Here is a 17303-nt window from a genome sequence, read left to right as displayed (position 1 = left end):
GAAAAGTCATGAATTTATTTGGAATAATAGAAGAAATTGGAAAAGCAGACCCTGAGTTTCAGGACAGGATCAGCCCGCGTCGCGACGCAATAAAAAATATAACCGGCTTTGGTTCAAAAGTAGCGGTAGCTGCAATACCATTTGCTTTTAGCACCTTGTTTAAAAAAGCTTACGGCCAGGCAGCAACTGTTTCTGTAACCGACGTTTTAAACTACGCGTTAAAATTAGAGTACCTGGAAGCCGCATTTTATAACGCCGGCATAGCGGCTACCGGGCTTACGTTTTCGTCTACAGAGCGGGCTTACCTCACAACTATACAGGGGCATGAAAATGCGCACGTTGCATTTTTGAAAAGCGTATTAGGCAGCGCAGCAGTAGCACAATCAACCCAGGGTACTAATGGTACTTATGATTTTACTGCCGGTGGTACTTTCCCAACCGTATTAACCAACGTAGACACATTTTTTGCAGTTGCACAAGCGTTTGAAGATACAGGTGTACGCGCTTATAAAGGAGCGGCGCCCAGCTTGCTGGGCCAGCAGGTTCCATTAACGGCGGCGTTAAACATCCATTCGGTTGAGGCGCGTCATGCTTCTGCTGTTCGTCAAATCCGCAGAGCCAGGGGTGCAGCTACAACTAAACCATGGATCACAGGTGCAAACGATACCGGCATAGCTGCAGTAAACGCTAACTACGCAGGCGAGGATAACCTTAACCAGGGTGGCGTAACTATCACCAGCTTATCAGGTGTTAGTGGCAACATATCTACCAATGCTGCTACAGAGTGTTTTGATGAGCCTTTAACAATGGCGCAGGTTGTTGCTTTAGTAGGGCCATTTGGGGTTAAATAATAGCTGATACCTATGATAATAAAAACGCCCCGGTTGTTCGGGGCGTTTTTTGTTTATGGAGATTTTTATTCTGTCGCGGGGACTCACCCGAACATCGCTGCGCTCGTTCACCCTCTCTCCCGCAAGCGGTAAAGAGGGTTGGGTATATAGCTATTGATTTGACAACTTTTTAAAAGTTGTCAAATCTAACCAGCCTCAGTAAATGGTAAAGAGGAAAGATACCGTATACTTAGTAATTAATTACCTGCTCTTCCAGCTGCGCCGGCATATCACGCCATTCATATTTTTGATTGCGTAACTGCGGTTCAAAGCCAGCCGCTATTATCGAGTCTTGGATTCCTTTAGCGGTAAACCGGTGGGGTGCGCCTGCGGCAGATACCACGTTCTCTTCAATCATAATCGACCCGAAATCATTGGCGCCGGCATTTAAACAGATCTGTGCAACCTGCTTGCCTACGGTTAACCATGAGGCCTGTATATTTTTAATGTTGGGCAACATAATGCGGCTCAAAGCTATCATGCGGATATACTCGTCGCCGGTAACGTTATTGGTGATGCCACGCACTTTGCGTAATAAAGTACCGTCATCCTGGAACGGCCACGGAATAAAGGCGATAAAGCCATGATGGCCCTCCGGTTTTTCAGACTGTACCTCGCGGATCCAAACCAGGTGCTCAAAACGCTCCTCAATGGTCTCTACGTGGCCGAACATCATCGTGGCCGAGCTTGGCAGGTTAAGCTGGTGTGCGGCACGCATTACATCCAGCCACTCTTTGCCACCGCATTTTCCTTTGGATATCAGGCGGCGAACGCGGTCGTTCAGTATTTCTGCGCCCGCGCCGGGTAATGAATCCAGGCCCGACTCTTTCATGGCCCGCAATACATCAATATGGCTCATGTTCTCCAGCTTGGCAACGTGCGCAATTTCAGGTGGGCCCAGCGAATGCAGTTTAAGCGTTGGATATAGATTTTTTAGTTCACTGAACAGGTCAGTATAAAATTTCAATCCCAGGTCGGGGTGATGGCCGCCCTGTAATAAAAGCTGGTCGCCGCCCAGGCGGAAGGTTTCTTCTATCTTTTGTTTATAGGTTTCAATATCGGTAATGTAGCTGTCCTCGTGCCCGGGGCGACGAAAGAAATTGCAAAACTTGCAGTTAGCTATACAAACATTGGTGGTATTAACATTGCGGTCTATCTGCCAGGTTACTTTACCATGCTGCACCTGCTTTTTACGCAGCTCATTGGCTACATACATTAAATCGGCTGTAGACGCATTGTGATGCAGGTAAACACCTTCTTCAATGCTTAAAAACTCAAACCGTGAAGCACGCTGTAACAGATCGGCAGTATTCATAAAGCAAATATACAATATTGTCTGAACCGCTGATTTATATGATTAACTGATTATGCTGATTTTTATATTGAGGTGACAGTCGGCTTGGGATATTCGAACAGATTTTTAATTAATGTTGGTGACAACAGGTTGTCAGTGCGTTCCTGGTTAACTTTCTTAACTAATGTGGTGTTCCGCTTAACTATTATGGTGTTCCAAATAGAAAAAAGGGTGTTCCGGAGTGTTCCGGGTGTTCCGCTTCGTTCCGCTCACGCAAAGTGGAACACCCGGTTAATTCACCACATGGCCCTTCTCCAGTTTCAAGACCTTATCCACGCTCTCAGGGATCTCATGCTGGTAATGCGTAACATAGATCAGCGTAACCTTGCTTAAACTGCAAATAGTATCCACCAGGTTTTTAAAGTGCTGCTGCTGGTGGCTGTCCATACCCTGGCAGGGTTCATCAAAAATGAGCAGGGGAGGGTTCTTTATCAGCGCCCGGGCCAGCAGGCATAAACGCTGCGCGCTGGCGGGGATGTTTTTGAGCAAGACCCGGGCGTATTTATCAATCTCCAGGGCCTTCATCCAGCGCAGGGCAACTTCGGCTTTTTCCTTGCTGCCGGGCCTGAATAATCCCAGGGTATCGTAATAGCCTGATTCAATTACCTGCAGGCAACTGTTATCCACCGGGAAATACTGGTGCAGCTCTGGCGATACGAAGCCTATTTTCTTTTTAATATCCCAGATGCTCTCGCCGCTGCCGCGTTTTTTATCAAACAGGATAATGTCATTAGCGTAAGCCTGCGGGTTGTCGCCGTTGATTAAACTTAACAAGGTTGATTTACCCGCACCGTTATGACCCAGCAGGGCCCACCTGTCGCCGGGATTAACCTGCCAGTCTATATCATTTAAAATAACGTTGGTGCCGTATTTTACATGCACCTTGTTCATGCTGATGATTTTTCGGTAGTCGTGTACCGAGTTGTTGGTATGAAGTAATGAGCTTAGTTCGGCTTTGTCAATGTTGTCGGCCTGGTATTGTTCAACCAGTTGCGGGGTAAAATCGGCTTTGCCAACCGTGTGGGTAATGACGCCGTTTTTTAAAACAGCCACATTGGTTATGGAGTCAGGTATCTCATAGGGTGATGTTGCCATCACTACGGTAATGCCCGAAGCCGTTATCTCGGTAATTATAGCGTTAAACTCCTGCCGGGTTTGCACATCAAGGCCGGTTAAAGGGCTGTCTAATAATAGGAGGACCGGATTTTTCATTAATGCCGCTGCTATCCTTAGCCGTTTGGTTTCGCCGTTTGACAGCTTGATCAATTCTTTCTTACTCAACTGGTCGAGCTTTAGGGTGGTAATGATCTTATCAAAATGCCAGTAAATATTGGGTTGCGGCGCGGGCTTTATGGTATGCAGGTAGGCCTCAACCGTCAGGGCGTCTTCACTGTCCGAAGAATTATAGCGTTGCTGGTAATAAAAATCGCCGGTGTTTGACAGGTTTTTAAAATGATGCTTAGCTTCAACCAGCGCAATTAATTGATGATGGGTAAAATGCCCGGGGTTATCCGGATGCTGTTGCAGGTAGTCCTCAAAAAAGTGGTACCTGATTTCGCCGCCGGTTATATTAAAATTACCGGCTATGGTTTGTAATAAGGCGCTTTTGCCGGATCCGCTTTCGCCTGTCAGCGCCCAGCTTTGGCCCTTGGTTATATGGAAGTTTAAGTTGCTAAACAAAACGTTATTTAAAAACCTGACAGAGATTTTGTCCGCAGAAAATACAGGAAGCACCATAGCCGGTAAAAATAGCTATCTGCCTTAATTTATCCGTCAGTTATAAATCAATTTCTAAATAAAGGATGGTGTGTACCTATTGCTATACATTATAGCCGGGCAAATTAGGCCGCATAAAGCTAATTTTATTATTTAGCTGATAGGCTTAGTTATTGCATATAAGTTGGAAACACTTTAAACCATGAAAAAATTAAACATTTCCCTTATCGTTTTGGCAATGATTGCCCTAAGCGGATGCTCTGTTATCACCGGTATATTTAAAGCCGGCGCCGTTGTAGGTATTTTAGCCGTAATTGTAGTAATTGGTATTATTATATGGATTTTTTCCATGTTTACCGGTGGCGGCAAATAAATTTTTACGCTTTTGATATTTAATTTAAACCGGGTTACTTTGGCCCGCTTTTAGTTATATCCTGTATAATTAAATAACTATAAAAATGGAAAACAATAAAGCAACAATCGAAACATTGAACGACCTGGTTCAAATTAACAATGACCGTATCAGAGGTTATGAAAGCGCCATAAAGGAAACTAAAGATGACGCCGAATTGGTATCTGTTTTTAATAATAAGATATTGGAGAGCCAGCAATTTAAATCGACCCTGACTGAAGAAATCCAGGTACTGGGCAATGATGCAGATAACACCACAACGGTAAGCGGTACTATCCATCGTACCTGGCTTGAAGTTAAGGCTGCTTTCTCGGGACATAGCGAAAAAAGCATTTTAGAAGAGTGCGAGTTTGGCGAAGACGCTATTAAGAAGGCTTATCAATCAGCTTTAAACGAAGAACACCTGCCTGCTTTTATCAGGGATATACTGAATGACCAACAGGCAATTTTATCACAATCGCATGATGAGATCAAAGCATTGCGTGATTCAGTATCGAACGACTAATTTCCGGTAAAATTCCGGTTAAATAAAAAGGCCTCCGCGGTAAACCGGGAGGCCTTTTTATTTGTGATCATCAAAGATTACATTTTTTTAGTAGTGTCTTTTTTTACTGTATCAACTTTAGTTGTATCAACAACTTTAGTAGTGTCAGTTTTTACTGAATCAGTTTTAACTGAATCTGTAGTAGTAGTGCTTGAACCTTTGCAAGCAACGAAAGAAGCCATAACTAAAGCGATAGCGGCGATTTTGAATGAATTTTTCATGTTAAAATTTTTAAAGTGACTATATAGTTTTGTTATTAATACAATAAACGGCAAAAGGTAACCCGCTATTTGTAAAATAATGTATTACCTTTTGATAAAAAACTAATAATCAGCTATAAAAGATGCAAAATTTATTTTTTTCGGTATTAATTTATAGTTGTTGTAACCGTGGAAGACCTGGTCAGATGGCAAAAAAAAAGGTCGTTATTTAAATAACGACCTCACTTTAGCTTTAAGCTAAAAGATTACATTTTTTTAGTAGAATCTTTTTTTACGGTTGTTGTAGTCTTAACGGTGTCTTTTTTGGTTGTGTCAACTTTAACTGTGGTGTCTTTTTTAGTTGAGTCAACTTTTACAGAATCTGTAGTAGCGGTAGATTTACCTTTGCAGGCTGCAAATGATACAACGGTTAAAGCTACCAGGGTAATTTTGAATAAATTTTTCATTGTGTGTTGTTGGGTTTAAATAAATGTGAATATTACCTTTTTACATAATGCGTTTATAAAAAGTTACATATGTTTATAAATGCGGCACTAATATAGCCATAAAAATACAAATATTATAAACTTCAATTGGCAACCAACAAAAAAAAGACAAGCTAAATTTAGCTTGTCTTTTTTTTGTTGGTTAAACAGGTAAATTATCAGGGCTTCTTTTTGATCTCGGTTGTTTTTGTTTTAACCTCTGTTTTTTTTGTATTAACGTTTGTGTCCTTTTTTAAAGAATCCGGAATCATAGAATTGGTGTCTTTTTTGGTGGTATCGGTTATTAATGTGGTGGACGACGAATCGGTTTTTACGGAATCAACAGCTGCAGATCCTTTACCTTTACAGGCCGCAAATGAAGCGGCAATTGCTAAAGCCACAAGGCTGTTTTTTAAAGTGCTTTTCATGGTTTTTGCTAATTAAATATTGATAAGTGTTTTAATAATATAACCCATATGCATTAAACATGCCAAACAATTTATTATGGTATTTTAACTGTTTGCAAATGAAAGGGTTATTTGTTTGTGATGTTATACTGCCGAAATTATAAAACTGCCAACCGCAATAATTATTTAATTTAGATTTTTATTACAACAATGGGTTACCATTTGTTATAAATAGTATTAAGTAATGTATATAGACTAGTGAGTAAACAGCTAAAAGATTCAACGCCAACAGACAGCGAAGTTATTCTTGGGATACTAAATAATTCGGAAAGCGCCTTAAAACGATTGTATACGGCATATTTTCCGATGGTATTACAACTGATTATTAATAATAACGGCAATGTAGATGATGCTAAGGATATTTACCAGGAAGCCATAATAGTTCTTTATAATAAAGTTAAAGCCGGGGATTTTGAGTTAAGCAGTAAGCTTAAAACTTACATTTATTCAATTTGCAGAAGGCTTTGGTTAAAAAGGCTGACCCAGATTAACCGCTATGGCGGGGATATCAGGGATTTTCAGGAATATCTGCCGATTGAGGAAGATGAAGCTGAGCAACATAATGACCGGAATGTGCAGTTTGTAAAAATGGAAAGTGCATTACAGTTGTTAGGCGAGCCGTGTAAAACCATTATGGAAGACTTTTATATACACAACAGATCAATGCAGGATATCTGCGAACGTTTTGGCTATACCAATGCAGATAATGCCAAAACGCAAAAATATAAATGCCTGCAAAGGCTGAAGAAGTTGTTTTTTCAGCAGAAATAAGAAGGAGTAAGAAAATGAGCGATAATCAACTTTTAGAAGTAATTGAACGTTACCTTAACGGCGAAATGAAGGCCGATGAGCGTAAGAAATTTGAATTGCTGCGCAAAGAAAATGCAGAGGTGGATGGAAAAGTTGTTGAACATAAACTTTTTACCAACCTGCTTAAGCAATATGGCGAGCGTGTTGAGCTGGAGAGCCGTTTAAACGCTATACATGACGAGATTGACGTCCATACGTTAAAAGAAAACCTGATGGTGCATCCGGTATGGATCGTTCAGCTATGGCGCAATCATCATTCAAAAATATCTGTGGCAGCGTCGGTAGCTATATTTGCAGTTTTAAGTGCTTTGTTATTTACCGGTAAATTAAATAATAACGACAGCTCTAAAATTGTAGAACTGAAGAACAAGGTTGACAGGCTTGACCGGTCAAATACCAATTTAAGCCGCTCTATCAATGCTATCAAGTCAGAAAAAGGAAAACCCGTTGCTGATAGATACAGTGCCAGCGCTACCGGTTTTGCTATTACCTCAGGCGGATTAATTGCTACCAATTACCACGTTGTGGATGGTGTAAACGCGGTATCTGTTCAAAGTGCCAGTGGTATAACTTATAAGGCAGAAGTTTTATACAGCGAGCCGCAGCATGATATAGCTATCTTAAAGATCACTGATAAATCTTTTGAACCATTGGGTACGATACCTTATACATTTAAAAGGGCAGAAAGTAACCTGGCCGAGCAGATCTCTACTTATGGCTATCCGGATGGTTACCCCGCTTATGTACCGGGTTCATTGTCATCATTATTTGGCCAAAACGGTGATACCCTGCATTATAAGGTTACCATGCCTATTAACCCGGGTAACAGTGGCGGCCCGCTATGGGATAGCAAAGGAAACGTAATTGGGATTACCGATTCAAAAGAGGCACACATTGAAGGTGAGCATTTTGCCATAAAAGCAAAATATTTACTGGATGCCATTAAAAATATACCTGCTGATTCTTTGGACAGCAAAATTGTTTTAAGCAAAAAGAATACGCTGGCCGGTTTAACCGAGGCGCAGAAAGCTGCTAAGGCAAAGAACTTTGTATTTATGGTTAAAGTTTATTAATCAATAAATACACCATTTACCTATGGACGGGAAAAGGCGCTTATAGCGCCTTTCTTGTATCTGGATATGTCGTCGGCTACAGGAGTTACCTGTCCACTTCCCCCAAAACAAAGTCAATACTGCCAACAATAGCAATTAAATCTGCTATCATAACGCCTTTGGCTATCTCGGGCAATACAGACAGGTTATTGAAGCTGGGTGCACGTACCTTGGCACGGAAAGGTATTTCAGACCGGGTGTCGCTGTGGATAAAATAAAAACCAAGTTCGCCTTTGGCGCCTTCGCATCTTATGTAATAGTCTTGTGGTTTTGGGGTAAGCTTTCGCGGCAGTTTGGCGCGCGGATCAAAATCGACAGTGCGTTTTAACTCGTTTTGCAGGCGATCAAGACATTGCTCCATTATTTTTAGTGATTGCTCTATTTCGTCAATCCGTACTTTATATCTATCCCAACAATCACCAACAGTACCCATTAGTCCTGCGCCTACGGGGATATCAAAATCAAGTTCAGGATAAACAGAGTAGCCGTCTATCCGGCGCAAATCCCATTTTAAGCCGGATCCACGCAGCATAGGGCCCGAGCAACCGTAGTTAATGGCTACATCCCTCGGCAATACGCCAACATTGGCGGTGCGGCTGATGAATATCTGATTGTCGGTTAATAGTTGATTTAACTCAACCATTTTGGGTTTAAAATAGTTAATAAACTCGCGGCAGCGCTCTTCAAAGCCAACGGGCAAATCATAAAATAGCCCACCCACCCAAATATAGTTATATAACATGCGCGAGCCGGATGCCCATTCCAGCATCCCCATAATATGTTCGCGATCTTTAAACAGCCATAAAAACGGAGTAAAGGCGCCAATATCAATACCATAGGTACCAACCGCAATTAAATGCGAGGCAATACGGTTCATTTCGCAAACCAGCACCCGAATGTATTCAACACGTTTAGGGATATCCTGATCAATGCCCAGCATACGCTCAACCCCCATCACCCAGGCATGGCTGTTATTCATTGATGCCAGGTAATCTAACCTGTCGGTAAATGGAATAGTTTGCTGGTAGGTAAGCGACTCGGCATGTTTTTCGAAACAGCGATGCAGGTAACCCATGTGGGGGATAACCTCTTTAACTATTTCGCCGTCAGTTATTAACTCCAACCGCAAAACGCCGTGAGTCGACGGATGCTGCGGCCCCATGTTCAGCACCATGTCCTCGACGCTGGCGTCGGCTATTTTTTGGTGATATGCTTTTAATGCGTCAGTCACAATGATTTCGGATATCGGATGTTCGATTTCGGATTTATTTTTTTGAATTTTTAATTCGTTGATTTTCTTTAGCAGTTTTGCCTATTGCGGTAAATATAGCAGTAAGTTCATTTGCTTCTTTTTTCAATGGGGCTATAATAGTTGGTGAAATCAATCCGGCTTCTTCCATCAAATCAAACCAATAAATTGATTCATCAGCCTCCTCCTCACAAATTACAATTTTATTGATAAAGTCGGCTGTTGATTTTCCTTTGTAGGCAGCACGATAATTAGCACCTACTGATGTTGAACTTCTTAATACCTGATTGGTTAAAACATTAATCGATCGGCCGCCAGGCAGGCTTTCAATAAATTTAATTACATCGACAGCAAATTTTTGCGCCCGTTGTTTTAATTCTGTTTTATCCATTATTAATTCCTAAATCGTCAATCGGCATTCAATAAATTCGAAATCGAACATCCGAAATCCGATATCAAAAATCTATTTTTATTCCTTTATAATACTCCGCTGTTTTATAATCTTTTCTCAACGGATATCCTTCCCAGTCGTCCGGCAACAGGATACGGCGCAGATCAGGGTGTCCTTCAAAAAATATTCCAACCAGATCATAAGCCTCACGCTCATGCCAGTCGGCGGTACGGTAAACATCGGCAATACTTTTAAAAACCGGCTCGCCGTTGGCCCGGTCATATTCTTTACTGATTTTTAAAGTAAGCTGTAACTGGTATGGCATCGATGCTAGATGATATACCACACCAAAACGCCCGGCTTCAGCGCCATAATCAACACCCGTAAGGCACGACAGGAAATCAAAATAAGTTTTTGAATTATTGCGCAGTTCAAGGCATACGTCCGCAATTTTGTCCGGGGCAATCAACAGGGCGGGTTGCAGGCCGCCCGTTTCTTCTCCTTCAATTATCTCAGCGCCAAATTTACCGGCCAGCAATAATTTAATATCCTCAAAACTCATGGGGCAATGCGTACTCTTTTCCAGTTTTTGTTATCTATTTTCTTGTACAGGATGCGGTCATGTAAACGGCTTGGCCTGCCTTGCCAAAATTCTATCAAACGCGGCTTTAAAATATATCCGCCCCAAAAAGATGGTTTAGGAACATCTTTATCCGCATACTCTTCTTCTAACTGGCTGATTTTGCTTTCCAATATATCGCGGCTGGCTATCTCCTGGCTTTGCGGAGAGGCAAGGGCGCTGATCTGGCTGCCTTTTGGGCGCGAATGGAAATATTTTTCTGATTGCTCTTTGCTCAGTTTCTCTATATTACCTTCAATACGTACCTGCCGCTCTAACTCGCCCCAGTAAAAGGTGATAGCGCCTAATGGGTTTTTGGTTATTTCTTTCCCTTTACGGCTTAAATAATTAGTGTAAAAAGCAAAGCCGTTGATATCAAATCCCTTCAATAAAACAATCCGCGCAGAGGGCCGGCCGTCCGTAGTAGCGGTTGCCAGCGTCATGGCATTTGGTTCATGGATCCTGGCCTCAACAGCCTCATTAAACCATATATCAAACTGTTTTATGGGATTAGCATTTATGCTGGTTTCTGTTAAAGTTTCAGCACTGTAATCTTTTCTTAGATTTTGTAATTCTTCCTGATTCATTTACTGCAAACTTACAAATTAATTATACCGTAAATAGTTAATATTGTATTTCATGTTATGCCAGCCGAACATATTTTACTTTAGCTTGTTAATTTAGTCATAATTTAAAAAAACGTCTATGTTAAATTCTATCACAGCCGCGGCGGGCCGCCTATTAATTTCGGAGCCTTTTATGCTGGACCCGAATTTTAAAAGGTCGGTTATTTTGCTAACAGAATATGCCGATAGCGGAGCCATGGGCTTTATATTAAATCATCAAAGCGACTATTTATTGGGCGACGTTTTGCCCGACACTTCATACTCTGAGATACCGGTTTATATCGGCGGGCCGGTAGCCGCCAATACCCTGCATTTTATACATTGCGTACCTGACAAGATTGAAGGTGGCATTGAAATTTGCAACGGGATTTACTGGGGTGGTGATTTTAAAACCATAAAACAACTGGTATCAAATTATCAGCTTGATGAAAGCGAGATTAAGTTTTTTATGGGCTACTCGGGCTGGACACCAAGCCAGCTTGACGAGGAGCTAAAAGAAAATAGCTGGATAGTTGCCGAGAAGTGTAGCGCTCAAACCATTTTTACCGTTTCAGAACAAAACATGTGGAAGGAAGTAGTAATAAGCCTGGGTAACCGTTATGCGCATATTGCCAATTTCCCTGAAAATCCGCAGTTGAACTGAGATTTGGGTAATTAAAGGTTAGCGGCTAATTAATATGATCAGGAAACTTTTTATTTTGTTAATGATTGGCAGTTGTTTAAGCTGTCATAAAAAGTCAGTGCAACAGTCAGGTTGCGATGCACAGGTATGTACCACATTGTTCGCCATCATCGGGATCCATTTTACAGATAAGAATGGTACTGCAATCGTGGTTCAAAATTATACCGCGGTTAACCAGCGTACCCATTTGAATATGGTCAATTCAAACCCACCGGCAAATCCTTTTGGTATAGGTTATTACATAGTGGCGGACGATAGCGCGAAGTCGCAATTATCAACCGAAGGCGATGAGGTATTGGTATCAGCAACCAATCCGGCAACCAATCAAACCAAGACGACTATGTTTAAGATAACCGGCGGATGCAAATGCCATGTTGAGAAAGTATTGGGCGTAGATACGCTGGCATTTGATTAACTATTGATTAGCCTTCATTTCTTCTGCTGATTCCTCAACCTTTTTCTTCAGATTTTCTTTGTAAGCGATCAGGTTTTGAACAATCGCATCATCCGCAGTAGAAATAATCTGAGCTGCCAATATGCCTGCGTTCTTTGCCGCGTTTAAAGCTACTGTAGCTACCGGGATACCATTAGGCATTTGAAGGATGGATAAGATAGAATCCCAGCCATCAATTGAGTTGCTGGATTTCACCGGTACGCCGATAACCGGTAAGTGCGTTAACGAAGCTACCATGCCCGGCAAATGCGCCGCGCCACCGGCGCCGGCAATAATTACCTTTAAGCCCCGGCCGGCGGCTTCACGGGCGTAAGTGAACATACGGTCGGGTGTGCGGTGTGCCGATACGACGGTAATTTCGTAGGCTACACCCAGTTCTGTTAACACGTCGGCGGCATCCTGCATAACCGGAAGATCCGATTTGCTGCCCATGATGATTCCTATTTTTGGAGAGTTCATATAGTTTATTTTACCAAGACGTCGTTTCACTTCCGGCAATGACGTGGTGTTAATATTATTAGCTTATTACTTTCAACGTCCGTTGCACAAACCTTGCCGTTTCAATTGCTTTTTCTCTATCCGCATTAATAATGGTAACATGCCCCATTTTGCGGAACGGCTTGGTTAGCGCCTTACCATATAAATGTACATATACGCCGGGGCATTTTAATATTTTTTCAATCCCCTGGTAAACTGCCGGGCCCTCAAAGCCAGGCTCGCCCAGTATGTTTATCATAACTGCGTTGCTCAGGCAGGTTGTATCGCCCAACGGCTGGTTAAATATGGCGCGCAGATGCTGCTCGAATTGCGATACCACATTACCCTCAATACTCTGATGACCGCTGTTATGCGGGCGCGGCGCCAGTTCATTTACCAGGATCTTTCCATCTTTGGTTAAAAACATCTCAACAGCCAGTAAACCAACAATCTTTAAATCTTCGGCAATTTTTTTGGCAATACGTTCGGCTTCCTGCTGTATCTCAAAAGATAGGGTAGAAGGCGATATCAGGAACTCAACCAGATTAACATCCGGATTAAATTCCATTTCAACCAAGGGGAAGGTACTTACCTCGCCACTTTCATTACGGGCCGCGATAACGCCTATCTCTTTTTCAAAGTCTATCAGTCGCTCAACCAAACTTGGTTCGGTAAAGGCGTTGGGCAGATAGCTTTCGTCAATCACTTTATAAACGCCACGGCCATCATAGCCATCGCGCCTTAATTTTTGTATGTAAGGGTAGGGGATGCCGGTTTTTTTAAGTTCATCAACTGACGATATTATTTTAAATTCGGCAGTTGGTATATCATTCTCTTTAAAGAACTGCTTCTGCAGGCCCTTATCCTGTATCAGCCGGATTATTCTTGGCTGAGGATATACTAACACGCCTTCTTTTTCCAATTGCTCCAGCGCGTCTACATTAACCTTCTCAATCTCGATGGTAAGCAGGTCGACTTTTTTACCGAATTTATAAACGGTTTCGTAATCGCCCAGTGATCCGGCCATAAATTCATCACATAGTTTGCGGCAGGGCGCTTCGCGATCCGGGTCAAGTACTTTAACCGTTACATTATAGTTAATGGCTTGTTGGATTAACATACGGCCCAATTGTCCGCCGCCTAAAATACCCAGTTTAAGATCTCCGTAAAATGCTTTCATTTTTGTACTGCAAGTTTACCCTAAATCTTTCAAAAAGCATAGGCGAATTTACATTAGGCGGATAACAATTGCGAAATGAGGGGTGTTATCCTTTTATCAAATGCTCGCCTTCGATCTTTTTCTGCAGCTCTAAAATTGCACCTATCAGGGCTTCGGGGCGCGGAGGGCAGCCCTGTACGTAAATATCAACCGGAATAACACGGTCAACGCCTTTTACCACATGATAACCATGCTGCCAGTAAGGACCGCCACAATTTGAACACGACCCCATAGAGATCACATATTTAGGCTCGGGCATTTGTTCATAAAGGCGTTTAATCCGCTCGGCCATTTTAAAGGTAACGGTGCCCGCAATAATAATAACGTCAGATTGCCGGGCAGACGGGCGGGGGAATACACCCAGCCTATCCATATCATAAGTGGAAGCGTATGATCCCATCATTTCTATCGCGCAGCAGGCTATGCCGAAACCCATGGGCCATAATGAGGATAACCGCGACCAATTTAACAGGTCATTTAATTTGGTGACTACTATGCCGCCGCCTTCGCTGTTTATATCGTTACTCATCGGCTGGTTTTTTAAAGGTAGGCTTAAACATGGGCTTGCGTATCGGTGCAGGCCCGGCAGTTGATGCAACAGGTGCGGTCGCAGCGGTCGCCACCACCGGTTCTAAAGCAAATGCCCTAACCTTAAATACACTTTGTTCTTTATTTATCTGATCATATAATGATGTCGGGATGTTTGTATTTGTGGCAGGTATTGCCGGTTTGGGTTTTATCCAGTCAAGATCTCCCTTAACCCAAACGTATACCAATCCGAGGATCAATATCCCCAGGAAAATAAACATTTCGGCTAATGAGAACCATCCCCAGCGCGCATCGGCCGCAATAATTTCATGGCTGCCAAATACCGTTGCCCAGGGGAAGATAAACACCATCTCCACATCAAACAGTAAAAATATTAAGGCAATTACGTAAAAGCGCGAGTTAAAAGGCAGCCAGGCATTGCCCGTTGGCTCTTCACCACATTCGTAAGATGTCAGCTTCTCCGGCGTGGGGTTATTGGGTGCAATAAGGCGGTTCAAAAGAAATATCAGGCCCACCAGGATTATTCCTGTAATTAAAAAGATAAGTATCTTTCCAAATTCTGATATTTGCGAAACTTCAACCATGCCGGCAAATTTAATAAAACAAACAGATTTTGATGCTATAATTATTGGCGGTGGCGCGTGTGGATTAATGTGTGCCGTGCAGGCCGGGTTTTTAGGCAAGCGTACTTTGATTTTGGAGAAGAACGACAAGGTGGGCGCCAAGATCCTGATCAGCGGCGGAGGCAGATGTAATTATACTAATCTCTACGCATCGCCAAAACAGTTTATATCAGATAATGAGCATTTTAGCAAATCAGCCTTTGCGCAGTGGACGGTGGACGACACGCTAAATTTTTTTGAAACATACGGGATACAAGGCAAAGAAAAGACACTTGGTCAACTCTTCCCGGTTAGCGATAAAGCCAAAGACATCGTAAAAGTTTTTACAGACCTGTGTCATGATCTGGGCCAGGAGATCCGCTGCGACGCAGACGTGAAAAGCATAGAACAAACTGGCGATGGTTTTGAGGTAGTGTACGAAAAGCATGGGCGGGAAATACGCATCCACACGCCAAAAGTAGTTATTGCCGCGGGCGGATTACCCATACAAAAAATGGGGGCGACAGATTTTGGCCTTAGTGTTGCCCGTAAATTCGATTTAAAGATTGTTGATACCGCACCGGCATTGGTTCCGCTGACCATTACGGGTAAAGACCAACAATGGTATGAGCAGCTATCCGGCAACAGCATCTTTTGCCGGGTGTGGAATGACAGGGCCAGCTTTGAAGAAAATATCCTGTTTACCCACTGGGGCCTGAGCGGTCCGGCTATTTTACAGATCTCATCTTACTGGAAGGCCGGCGAATTTATTTATATCGATCTGTTACCTAACGAAAATATAACCGAGCTGATACAGGAAGAACGGGAGGTGAACGGTAAAAAAACCTTGCTTAATTATCTGGCTACTATTTATACCCGTAAATTTGTTGAAGCATTAAGCGGCTACCTGCCGGTTGACAAGAACCTGGCCACTTTAAGCAATACAGACCTGGAGAACATAACTAACCTGATTCATCATTTTAAAGTTAAACCTGCCGGCGATAAAGGCTATGATAAAGCCGAGGTAATGCGCGGTGGCGTATCAACCGATGAACTGTCATCCAAATCATTGGAAGCAAAAAAAATACCCGGCCTTTTCTTCGGTGGCGAGTGTGTTGACGTTACCGGCTGGTTGGGAGGTTATAATTTTCAATGGGCCTGGGCCAGCGGCTTTGTAATAGCGCAGCAACTTTAACTATTAAAAATAATTGTAATATTGTTGTTATGACCAATAAACGGGTTCTTTATTTAACAGGTTATCAATGGCTTTGGGTACTATACATTGCCGTTGCAGCTTATACCTGCCTGTTTAAATATACCCGCCATATTGATAACAACTACAAGATCTTTCGTGCTTCGTATTATCATGCCAGGGCCGGGAAGAACCTTTACGACGCCTACCCGCAGGAGTATGGTGATATGTATTATTACGGGCCGGTCTTTCCGGTAATAATTGCGCCATCGGCTCTATTGCCGCATGCCTGGGGTTTCCTGTTGTGGGAACTGGCCAACGCGATAGCCATTTTGGTGGCTATTCATCTGCTGCCATTTACCATCCGGCAAAAAAATCAGTTGCTATTACTCTGTGCTATTGAATACGCCAACGCCGTATTTTACATGCAGTTTAACCCGGCTATAACTGCCATGATATTGCTCAGCTTTATTTTGGTTGAGCGCGGTAAAGACCAATGGGCCACCTTGTTTATTGTATTGGGTTTTCTGATAAAGCTTTACCCCGTTATTGGGCTCACTTTCCTCCTGTTTTCCCGGAATAAGGGCAAGTTTATATTGTGGGCAGGGATCTGGCTGGTGGTATTTGCCGCCTTACCCATGTTATTGAGCAGCCCGTCTTTTGTAATCAACTCCTATCCGCAATGGTTAGCCGCGGTGCATGGAAAAGTTGGGCTTAATGCTTATTTTGACTCGCCGCAGGACATTTGCGTAATGGGAGTAGCAAGGCGCGTAACCGGCAATATCAATGTGCCTAACCTGCCATTTCTAATTGGCGGGGCCATATTGTTTTTACTGCCATTGCTGCGGTTTAAACAGTATAAGTCGTTTATGTACCGTGCGCAGGTATTGGCATCGGCATTGATATTTATAGTGATTTTTAGTACCGGTGCCGAGCATCCAACTTATATTATTGCCGTAACCGGGGTTTTTATTTGGATGCTGATCCAGGATAAGCCTTATTCAACCATCAATATCATTTTCCTGGTGCTGGTATTAGTAATAACGGGGCTTGGGTTAACAGATGCAGTGCCCAAATTTATTCGTCAGCCGTATATAGCCCGTTACTCGGTGAAGGCCTGGCCGGTAATCATCATTTGGGTAAAAATAGTTTACGAGTTACTGCTCAAAGACTTTGTTACCCAAAAATCAAAGATCGATCAGCAATATGAAAGATTAGTGAATAAAGACTGGTTGCTGAAAATCAGTTAGAAA

The 17303-nt window shown here is 42.7% G+C and carries 22 protein-coding genes; 9 read left to right on the top strand and 13 right to left on the bottom strand.

Annotation, left to right across the window (positions count from 1 at the left end; translation table 11 throughout):
• Window positions 1-8: 8 nt before the first annotated feature.
• A complete protein-coding gene (locus LJ658_RS00440; protein WP_230544476.1) occupies window positions 9-851 on the top strand; it encodes a ferritin-like domain-containing protein in 843 nt (280 codons plus the stop codon).
• A gap of 229 nt (window positions 852-1080) precedes the next feature.
• On the opposite strand, the gene LJ658_RS00435 is transcribed toward LJ658_RS00440, so the two are convergent.
• Both LJ658_RS00435 and LJ658_RS00430 read right to left on the bottom strand, forming a co-directional pair.
• Window positions 1081-2205: a CofH family radical SAM protein gene (locus LJ658_RS00435; protein ID WP_230544475.1), complete on the bottom strand. Its 1125-nt coding sequence runs from the start codon at window positions 2203-2205 to the stop codon at window positions 1081-1083.
• A gap of 270 nt (window positions 2206-2475) precedes the next feature.
• Window positions 2476-3981, bottom strand: coding sequence for an ATP-binding cassette domain-containing protein (locus LJ658_RS00430; RefSeq protein WP_230544474.1), 1506 nt, complete (start codon window positions 3979-3981; stop codon window positions 2476-2478).
• 181 nt (window positions 3982-4162) lie between these two features.
• Here LJ658_RS00430 and LJ658_RS00425 point away from each other — a divergent pair, with 181 nt between their 5' ends.
• Window positions 4163-4333: a hypothetical protein gene (locus LJ658_RS00425; RefSeq protein ID WP_230544473.1), complete on the top strand. Its 171-nt coding sequence runs from the start codon at window positions 4163-4165 to the stop codon at window positions 4331-4333.
• Window positions 4334-4418: 85 nt separating this feature from the next.
• On the top strand, window positions 4419-4877 hold the full coding sequence (locus tag LJ658_RS00420) for a PA2169 family four-helix-bundle protein (RefSeq protein WP_230544472.1): 459 nt from the start codon (window positions 4419-4421) through the stop codon (window positions 4875-4877).
• 77 nt (window positions 4878-4954) lie between these two features.
• On the opposite strand, the gene LJ658_RS00415 is transcribed toward LJ658_RS00420, so the two are convergent.
• The 3 genes from LJ658_RS00415 to LJ658_RS00405 form a co-directional block, all read right to left on the bottom strand.
• Complete coding sequence (locus LJ658_RS00415; RefSeq protein ID WP_230544471.1) at window positions 4955-5137, bottom strand: hypothetical protein; 183 nt, start codon at window positions 5135-5137, stop codon at window positions 4955-4957.
• Window positions 5138-5382: 245 nt separating this feature from the next.
• On the bottom strand, window positions 5383-5583 hold the full coding sequence (locus tag LJ658_RS00410) for a hypothetical protein (protein WP_230544470.1): 201 nt from the start codon (window positions 5581-5583) through the stop codon (window positions 5383-5385).
• Window positions 5584-5780: 197 nt separating this feature from the next.
• The gene (locus LJ658_RS00405; protein WP_230544469.1) at window positions 5781-6029 is read right to left on the bottom strand and encodes a hypothetical protein; all 249 of its coding nucleotides are present in this window, start codon (window positions 6027-6029) and stop codon (window positions 5781-5783) included.
• Window positions 6030-6266: 237 nt separating this feature from the next.
• Between LJ658_RS00405 and LJ658_RS00400 the strand changes: the two genes are divergently transcribed.
• A complete protein-coding gene (locus tag LJ658_RS00400; protein ID WP_230544468.1) occupies window positions 6267-6839 on the top strand; it encodes a sigma-70 family RNA polymerase sigma factor in 573 nt (190 codons plus the stop codon).
• Between the two features lie 14 nt (window positions 6840-6853).
• Entirely contained in the window at window positions 6854-7951 is a 1098-nt protein-coding gene (locus tag LJ658_RS00395; protein WP_230544467.1) for a serine protease, read from the top strand.
• 85 nt (window positions 7952-8036) lie between these two features.
• On the opposite strand, the gene LJ658_RS00390 is transcribed toward LJ658_RS00395, so the two are convergent.
• From LJ658_RS00390 to pdxH, 4 genes are all read right to left on the bottom strand, one after another.
• A complete protein-coding gene (locus tag LJ658_RS00390; RefSeq protein WP_230545444.1) occupies window positions 8037-9164 on the bottom strand; it encodes an NADH-quinone oxidoreductase subunit D in 1128 nt (375 codons plus the stop codon).
• 91 nt (window positions 9165-9255) lie between these two features.
• A complete protein-coding gene (locus LJ658_RS00385) occupies window positions 9256-9630 on the bottom strand; it encodes a four helix bundle protein (RefSeq protein ID WP_230544466.1) in 375 nt (124 codons plus the stop codon).
• A gap of 64 nt (window positions 9631-9694) precedes the next feature.
• The gene (locus tag LJ658_RS00380) at window positions 9695-10192 is read right to left on the bottom strand and encodes an NADH-quinone oxidoreductase subunit C (protein ID WP_230544465.1); all 498 of its coding nucleotides are present in this window, start codon (window positions 10190-10192) and stop codon (window positions 9695-9697) included.
• Window positions 10189-10836, bottom strand: coding sequence for a pyridoxamine 5'-phosphate oxidase (gene pdxH / locus LJ658_RS00375; RefSeq protein WP_230544464.1), 648 nt, complete (start codon window positions 10834-10836; stop codon window positions 10189-10191). The genes LJ658_RS00380 and pdxH overlap by 4 nt, the downstream gene beginning before the upstream one ends.
• A gap of 118 nt (window positions 10837-10954) precedes the next feature.
• On the opposite strand from pdxH, the gene LJ658_RS00370 reads away from it, so the two are divergent.
• Both LJ658_RS00370 and LJ658_RS00365 read left to right on the top strand, forming a co-directional pair.
• Entirely contained in the window at window positions 10955-11518 is a 564-nt protein-coding gene (locus LJ658_RS00370; protein ID WP_230544463.1) for a YqgE/AlgH family protein, read from the top strand.
• Between the two features lie 34 nt (window positions 11519-11552).
• Window positions 11553-11972 carry a hypothetical protein gene (locus LJ658_RS00365; RefSeq protein ID WP_230544462.1) on the top strand — a complete coding sequence of 140 codons (420 nt, stop codon included), beginning with the start codon at window positions 11553-11555 and terminating at the stop codon, window positions 11970-11972.
• Here LJ658_RS00365 and purE read toward each other — a convergent pair whose 3' ends face one another.
• The 4 genes from purE to LJ658_RS00345 all read right to left on the bottom strand — a co-directional run bounded on the left by purE (window position 11973) and on the right by LJ658_RS00345 (window position 14840).
• A complete protein-coding gene (purE, locus tag LJ658_RS00360) occupies window positions 11973-12470 on the bottom strand; it encodes a 5-(carboxyamino)imidazole ribonucleotide mutase (protein ID WP_230544461.1) in 498 nt (165 codons plus the stop codon). It lies immediately after the preceding gene.
• 58 nt (window positions 12471-12528) lie between these two features.
• Window positions 12529-13668, bottom strand: a complete 1140-nt coding sequence (locus LJ658_RS00355; protein WP_230544460.1) for a 5-(carboxyamino)imidazole ribonucleotide synthase — start codon at window positions 13666-13668, stop codon at window positions 12529-12531.
• An 85-nt stretch (window positions 13669-13753) separates the two neighbouring features.
• Window positions 13754-14236, bottom strand: a complete 483-nt coding sequence (locus tag LJ658_RS00350; protein WP_230544459.1) for an NADH-quinone oxidoreductase subunit B — start codon at window positions 14234-14236, stop codon at window positions 13754-13756.
• Complete coding sequence (locus LJ658_RS00345; protein WP_230544458.1) at window positions 14229-14840, bottom strand: NADH-quinone oxidoreductase subunit A; 612 nt, start codon at window positions 14838-14840, stop codon at window positions 14229-14231. The genes LJ658_RS00350 and LJ658_RS00345 overlap by 8 nt, the downstream gene beginning before the upstream one ends.
• On the opposite strand from LJ658_RS00345, the gene LJ658_RS00340 reads away from it, so the two are divergent.
• On the top strand, window positions 14839-16053 hold the full coding sequence (locus LJ658_RS00340; RefSeq protein ID WP_230544457.1) for an NAD(P)/FAD-dependent oxidoreductase: 1215 nt from the start codon (window positions 14839-14841) through the stop codon (window positions 16051-16053). The two genes, LJ658_RS00345 and LJ658_RS00340, sit on opposite strands and share 2 nt — an antisense overlap.
• 29 nt (window positions 16054-16082) lie before the next feature.
• Complete coding sequence (locus tag LJ658_RS00335) at window positions 16083-17300, top strand: glycosyltransferase family 87 protein (protein WP_230544456.1); 1218 nt, start codon at window positions 16083-16085, stop codon at window positions 17298-17300.
• The last annotated feature ends 3 nt before the right edge of the window (window positions 17301-17303 follow it).

It is taken from the genome of Mucilaginibacter sp. UR6-11 (genome assembly GCF_020880695.1).
GTDB lineage: Bacteria > Bacteroidota > Bacteroidia > Sphingobacteriales > Sphingobacteriaceae > Mucilaginibacter.
This window is presented reverse-complemented; position numbering and strand designations above follow the sequence as displayed.

What these genes read in the sequence shown, in the direction of transcription:
- LJ658_RS00440 (WP_230544476.1), top strand. Translation starts at nt 9, where the DNA reads ATGAATTTATTTGGAATAATAGAAGAAATTGGAAAAGCAGACCCTGAG.
- LJ658_RS00435 (WP_230544475.1), bottom strand. Translation starts at nt 2,205, where the DNA reads ATGAATACTGCCGATCTGTTACAGCGTGCTTCACGGTTTGAGTTTTTA.
- LJ658_RS00430 (WP_230544474.1), bottom strand. Translation starts at nt 3,981, where the DNA reads ATGGTGCTTCCTGTATTTTCTGCGGACAAAATCTCTGTCAGGTTTTTA.
- LJ658_RS00425 (WP_230544473.1), top strand. Translation starts at nt 4,163, where the DNA reads ATGAAAAAATTAAACATTTCCCTTATCGTTTTGGCAATGATTGCCCTA.
- LJ658_RS00420 (WP_230544472.1), top strand. Translation starts at nt 4,419, where the DNA reads ATGGAAAACAATAAAGCAACAATCGAAACATTGAACGACCTGGTTCAA.
- LJ658_RS00415 (WP_230544471.1), bottom strand. Translation starts at nt 5,137, where the DNA reads ATGAAAAATTCATTCAAAATCGCCGCTATCGCTTTAGTTATGGCTTCT.
- LJ658_RS00410 (WP_230544470.1), bottom strand. Translation starts at nt 5,583, where the DNA reads ATGAAAAATTTATTCAAAATTACCCTGGTAGCTTTAACCGTTGTATCA.
- LJ658_RS00405 (WP_230544469.1), bottom strand. Translation starts at nt 6,029, where the DNA reads ATGAAAAGCACTTTAAAAAACAGCCTTGTGGCTTTAGCAATTGCCGCT.
- LJ658_RS00395 (WP_230544467.1), top strand. Translation starts at nt 6,854, where the DNA reads ATGAGCGATAATCAACTTTTAGAAGTAATTGAACGTTACCTTAACGGC.
- LJ658_RS00390 (WP_230545444.1), bottom strand. Translation starts at nt 9,164, where the DNA reads ATGGTGCTGAACATGGGGCCGCAGCATCCGTCGACTCACGGCGTTTTG.
- LJ658_RS00385 (WP_230544466.1), bottom strand. Translation starts at nt 9,630, where the DNA reads ATGGATAAAACAGAATTAAAACAACGGGCGCAAAAATTTGCTGTCGAT.
- LJ658_RS00380 (WP_230544465.1), bottom strand. Translation starts at nt 10,192, where the DNA reads ATGAGTTTTGAGGATATTAAATTATTGCTGGCCGGTAAATTTGGCGCT.
- pdxH (WP_230544464.1), bottom strand. Translation starts at nt 10,836, where the DNA reads ATGAATCAGGAAGAATTACAAAATCTAAGAAAAGATTACAGTGCTGAA.
- LJ658_RS00370 (WP_230544463.1), top strand. Translation starts at nt 10,955, where the DNA reads ATGTTAAATTCTATCACAGCCGCGGCGGGCCGCCTATTAATTTCGGAG.
- LJ658_RS00365 (WP_230544462.1), top strand. Translation starts at nt 11,553, where the DNA reads ATGATCAGGAAACTTTTTATTTTGTTAATGATTGGCAGTTGTTTAAGC.
- purE (WP_230544461.1), bottom strand. Translation starts at nt 12,470, where the DNA reads ATGAACTCTCCAAAAATAGGAATCATCATGGGCAGCAAATCGGATCTT.
- LJ658_RS00355 (WP_230544460.1), bottom strand. Translation starts at nt 13,668, where the DNA reads ATGAAAGCATTTTACGGAGATCTTAAACTGGGTATTTTAGGCGGCGGA.
- LJ658_RS00350 (WP_230544459.1), bottom strand. Translation starts at nt 14,236, where the DNA reads ATGAGTAACGATATAAACAGCGAAGGCGGCGGCATAGTAGTCACCAAA.
- LJ658_RS00340 (WP_230544457.1), top strand. Translation starts at nt 14,839, where the DNA reads ATGCCGGCAAATTTAATAAAACAAACAGATTTTGATGCTATAATTATT.
- LJ658_RS00345 (WP_230544458.1), bottom strand. Translation starts at nt 14,840, where the DNA reads ATGGTTGAAGTTTCGCAAATATCAGAATTTGGAAAGATACTTATCTTT.
- LJ658_RS00335 (WP_230544456.1), top strand. Translation starts at nt 16,083, where the DNA reads ATGACCAATAAACGGGTTCTTTATTTAACAGGTTATCAATGGCTTTGG.